General features: G+C 71.0%; 4 protein-coding genes. 1 reads left to right on the top strand and 3 read right to left on the bottom strand.

Translation table 11 applies throughout. The features are described 5' to 3' along the window. Nucleotides 1–58: 58 nt before the first annotated feature. Together D7W79_RS39125 and D7W79_RS39120 are read right to left on the bottom strand one after the other, a co-directional pair. The gene (locus D7W79_RS39125; protein ID WP_120530325.1) at nt 59–1693 is read right to left on the bottom strand and encodes a long-chain fatty acid--CoA ligase; all 1635 of its coding nucleotides are present in this window, start codon (nt 1691–1693) and stop codon (nt 59–61) included. Nucleotides 1694–1797: 104 nt separating this feature from the next. Beyond that, nucleotides 1798–2835, bottom strand: a complete 1038-nt coding sequence (locus D7W79_RS39120; RefSeq protein WP_120530323.1) for a 6-phosphofructokinase — start codon at nt 2833–2835, stop codon at nt 1798–1800. Between the two features lie 229 nt (nt 2836–3064). Here D7W79_RS39120 and D7W79_RS39115 point away from each other — a divergent pair, with 229 nt between their 5' ends. Continuing rightward, nucleotides 3065–3838 carry a glucosamine-6-phosphate deaminase gene (locus D7W79_RS39115; protein WP_120530322.1) on the top strand — a complete coding sequence of 258 codons (774 nt, stop codon included), beginning with the start codon at nt 3065–3067 and terminating at the stop codon, nt 3836–3838. 19 nt (nt 3839–3857) lie between these two features. On the opposite strand, the gene D7W79_RS39110 is transcribed toward D7W79_RS39115, so the two are convergent. After that, nucleotides 3858–4601 (bottom strand): lytic transglycosylase domain-containing protein, encoded by a 744-nt coding sequence (locus D7W79_RS39110; protein WP_244222220.1) that lies wholly within the window; start codon nt 4599–4601, stop codon nt 3858–3860. Nucleotides 4602–4606 lie beyond the last annotated feature (5 nt).

The raw sequence follows: 4606 nt of genomic DNA, 5'->3' as shown, positions 1-4606 counted from the left end.
GCCCCGGCGCGAGCCGCCGGCCCCCAGTGTCAGGTGCCCGGCGGTCCTTCCACCCACTTCAGGACGCCACGGACGCCTTCATCAGGTGGTCCCCGTAGTCCTCCCGCAGCTTCATCTTCAGGAACTTCCCCGTCGACGTGCGCGGAATCTGGGTCACGAAGAGGATGTCATCCGGCAGCCACCACTTCGCGAACTGCTTCTCCAGGTGCGCCGTCAGCTCCGCCTTCGTCGCCTGCTGTCCCGGCTTGAACACCACCGCCGCCAGTGGCCGCTCGTCCCACTTGGGATGCCGCCCCGCGAACACCGCCGCCTCCAGCACGGACGGATGCGCCATCAGCGCGTTCTCCAGCGCCACGGAGCTGATCCACTCGCCGCCGGACTTGATGACGTCCTTGCTGCGGTCGGTGATGTGCAGGTAGCCCGCCGGGTCGATGGTCACCACGTCGCCCGTCTTGAACCAGCCGTCCTTCGTGAACCGGTCCTTGCCCTCGTCGCCGTAGTACGACGCCGCCACCATGGGCCCTCGCACCTCCAGCTCGCCCATGGCCTTGCCGTCCCAGGGAAGAATCTCCCCGGTGTCGCTCACGTGGCGCGTCTCCACGAACGGCACCGAGTAGCCCTGAGACGCGTACGCCTCCAGCTGCGTCTCCGGCGAGGCCGTGCGCAAATCCCCCTTGAGCCGCGCGAGCGTGCCCACCGGGTTCATCTCCGTCATGCCCCACGCGTGCAGCACGTTCTGCCCGTGGCGCTTGCGGAACCCGTCAATCAGCGCCGGCGGCGCCGCGGAGCCGCCAATCACCATGTGCCGCATGGCGCTCAGGTCCCACTTGCCCGGCTCGCGGTCCAGCTGCGCCAGGATGCCCAGCCAGATGGTGGGCACGCCGCCCGCCACCGTGACCTTCTCGTTCTGCATCAGCTCAAGGAGCGACTGCGGATCCAGGTGCGGCCCGGGCAGCACCTGCTTCGCCCCCGTGAGCAGCGCGTCGAACGGCAGGCCCCACGCCGCCGCGTGGAACATGGGCACCACCGCCAGCACCGTGTCGGACTCCTTCAGCCCCAGGACCTCCGGCAGGCAGCACACCAGCGTGTGCAGCACGATGGAGCGGTGGCTGAAGAGCACGCCCTTCGGGTTGCCCGTCGTGCCGGACGTGTAGCAGAGCATCGCCGCGCTGTTCTCATCCAGGCGCGGGAACTCGAAGATGGGCGCCTCCGCCGCGAGCAGCTTCTCGTAGTCCAGCCGCCCCTCGGGCACCGGCCCGTCGTCCGGGATGACGATGACGTGCTTGATGCTGCCGGCGGCCTTCTCGAACTTCTCCACCAGCGGCAGGAGCGAGCGGTCCACCACCACCACCGTGTCCTCGGCGTGGCGCGCGATGTAGCCCAGGTCGTTGGGGTGCAGCCGCAGGTTGAGCGTGTGCATCACCGCGCCCATCGCCGGCACGCCGAAGTAGACCTCCAGGTGCTGATGGTGGTTCCAGCTCAGGGACGCCACGCGGTCCCCGGGCTTCACCCCCAGCCGCGTGAGCGCGTTCGCCAATTGGCAGACACGCTTGTGGAAGTCCGCGTACGTGTAGCGGTGCAGGGACTTGTCCGGCTTGCGGCTGACGATTTCCTGCGCGGCGTAATAGGAGCGCGCGCGCTCCAGGAAGTGCGTCAGGGTGAGCGGGAAGTCCATCATGCGACCGGTGAGCATCGACACCATCCCTTCGGGAGAGGGGGAAGGGCTGGATGCTACCGGATGCGTGGCGCCATGCCTGCCACTCCCAGTGGGAGCAGGCATGGCGCATTACGTCAATGTCAGCCGAAGAAAACCTGCGCGACCTCGAAGAACTCCTTGGGCACGCGCTTGAGCTCCCGGGTGGCCTCCGCCAGGTGCTCGCTGACGATGTCGTTGCCGCGCAGGGCGGCCATCATTCCGAACTCGCCGCGAGCGACCATGTCGCACGCATGCACGCCGAACCGGGTGGCAAGCACGCGGTCGTGCGCCGTGGGGGCACCGCCGCGCTGGATGTGGCCCAGCACGGAGACGCGCGTCTCGAAGCCGGTGCGCCGCTCAATCTCCGCCGCCACGATGTTGCCCACACCGCCCAGGCGCGGACGGCCCGCTTCGTCCAGGGCGCCCGTCGTGACGAGCTGTTCGTTCTGGTCCGCGGACAGCTTGATGCGCGTGCCCTCCGCCACCACGACGATGGAGAAGGTGCGCCCGCCCGCGTTGCGGCGCACCAGGTGCTGGGCGACGGCCTCCAGGTCCGCGGGAATCTCCGGGACGAGGATGACGTCCGCGCCGCCCGCGATGCCCGCGTAGGTGGCGATCCACCCGACGTGCCGGCCCATCACCTCGCAGACGATGACGCGCTTGTGGGACTCCGCGGTGGAGTGCAGCCGGTCCACGGCCTCCGTCGCGATGTGGACCGCGGTGTCGAAGCCGAAGGTGAAGTCGGTGCCGTTGAGGTCGTTGTCGATGGTCTTCGGCACACCGACGATGCGCAGGCCCTCCTGGGACATGCGCGTGGCGGCGGACAGGGTGCCCTCGCCGCCGATGGCGATGACGGCGTGGATGCCATTGCGCTCGATGGCGCGCTTCACGCGCTCCAGGCCGTTCTCCACCTTGAACGGGTTGACGCGCGAGGTCCCCAGGATGGTGCCACCCCGGTGGAGGATGCCGGAGGTGGTCTCCCGCGTGAGGCGGAAGTGGTTGTCGTCCAGCAGGCCCTTCCACCCATCCCGCAGGCCCATCATCTCGAAGCCGTGCTCGCTGGCACGGCGGACGATGGCTCGGATGACCGCATTGAGGCCGGGGCAATCACCCCCGCCGGTGAGCACGGCGACTTTCATGTGACAGGTTCTAGCGCGACCCGGCCTCCGCGCGTGAGAACGGATTGCACGGAGCGCCCGTGGGAGACCCTTCCCGGTCCCCGGGCGTGCGGGGGACCTGGCCTGTCAATCGCCAGCGGCGTCCCCTTGTAATTCCCGGAGGCACGGGGCCTTGCCGCGCGGCGCCACGCACGGTGCGGCTGGGGGGCCAGCGACCGGGGCGGGGAGGCCGGCGTATGCTGGCCGGCCCATGAACCTACGGGTGTTCCAGACGGAGCAGGAGGCGGCCAGCACCTGCGCGGCGCGCATCGCCGAGGCGGTGCGGCACACGCCGGAGCTGGTGCTGGGGCTCGTCACGGGGCGCTCGCCGCTCAACGTGTACCGGAACCTGGTGGACCTGGCGGCCCGGGGGGCGCTGGACCTGTCGCGGGCCACGACGTTCAACGTGGACGAGTTCCTGGGGCTGCCACCGGAGGACGCGGGCAGCTTCCGCGCGTACATGGACCGGCATCTGTTCCGGCATGTGAATCTGTCAACGGAGCGGATCCACTTCCTCGACGGGTGCGCGCCGGACGCGGAGGCGGAATGCGCGCGCTATGACGCGGCGCTCGCGGCGGCCGGGGGGCTGGACCTGCTGCTGCTGGGCGTGGGGCCCAACGGGCACATCGCGTTCAACGAACCCGGGGAGGTGCTGACGGCGATGAGCCACCGCGCGCGCCTGTCGCGGGAGACGCGGCTGTCGCACGTGATGGCCTTCGGGGATGATCCGTCGAAGGTGCCCATGGCGGCGCTGACGCTGGGCATGGCGGCGGTGCTCCAGGCGCGCAAGGTGGTGGTGCTGGCGTTCGGCGTGAACAAGGCCGCGGCGGTGACGGCGATGGTGCACGGGCCGCTCACGCCCCGGTGGCCCGCGTCGTTCCTCCAGCTCCACCGCGACGTGGAGCTGTGGCTGGACACCGGCGCGGCCAGCGGCCTGCACGGGCCCAGGCTGGAAGAGGCCCGGCCCCGCGACGGCGGCGCCTGACGGCGGCCCGGGGGGCGCTTCAGCGCGACGCGGCGGGCTTGCGCGCGGAGGCGAGCACGGGCTTCTTCACCGGCGCGGCGACCCTGGGAGCCACCGGGGGCTTCACGTGCACGGCGGGCGCGGGGGCCTTCCGCGCGACGGGCGCCTTCGCGGCGGCTGCCTTCGCCGGAGCCTCGGAGGCGGCCGGGCGCTTCGCCAGGACGGGCGCCTTCGGCCGGGTGTGCTCATAGGCCGCGAGCACCTTGGCCACGTAGAACTCCGTCTCGCCATTGTGTGGCACGTGCCCGTTCACCGACCCCGGGCCCGCGTTGTACGCGGCCACCGCGAGCCGCACGTCGCGGAACCTGCGCAGCTGTTCGGCCAGGTAGCGCCCGCTCGCGTCGACGGAGGGTGCCGGGTCGAAGGGGTCGTCCACGCGCATCTGCGCCGCCGTATCCGGCATCAGCTGCCCGGGCCCCATGGCCCCCGCGGGCGAGATGCGGTGCACCCGCGTCTCCGACTCCACCTGGATGAGCGCCCTCAGGAGCCCCGGCGGAATCCCGTGGCGGCGCTCCGCGTCCGCGATGAGCGGCTCCAGCGGCGGGTGCTCATCCAGCACGCACGCGGGCCGGTGCGCCACGTAGGCCCCCAGGGCGCGCGCCTTCGTCTGGAGGAAGGAGAAGGACAGCGGCGACACCTGCGTCCCGCCCAGCCAGGCCACGCCCACGTTGAGCAGCACCACGGGCACCAGCGCGCACGGCACCAGCCACGCCCATCCCGGAATCTCGA

The organism is Corallococcus exercitus (assembly GCF_003611585.1).
Classification (GTDB): domain Bacteria; phylum Myxococcota; class Myxococcia; order Myxococcales; family Myxococcaceae; genus Corallococcus; species Corallococcus exercitus.
Note: the sequence above shows the minus strand (reverse complement) of the source record. Positions and strands in the feature narration are given on the sequence as shown.

Bases quoted from the DNA above. Each gene is read 5' to 3' on its own strand.
- D7W79_RS39115 (WP_120530322.1), top strand. From the start codon at position 3,065: ATGAACCTACGGGTGTTCCAGACGGAGCAGGAGGCGGCCAGCACCTGC.
- D7W79_RS39120 (WP_120530323.1), bottom strand. From the start codon at position 2,835: ATGAAAGTCGCCGTGCTCACCGGCGGGGGTGATTGCCCCGGCCTCAAT.
- D7W79_RS39125 (WP_120530325.1), bottom strand. From the start codon at position 1,693: ATGCTCACCGGTCGCATGATGGACTTCCCGCTCACCCTGACGCACTTC.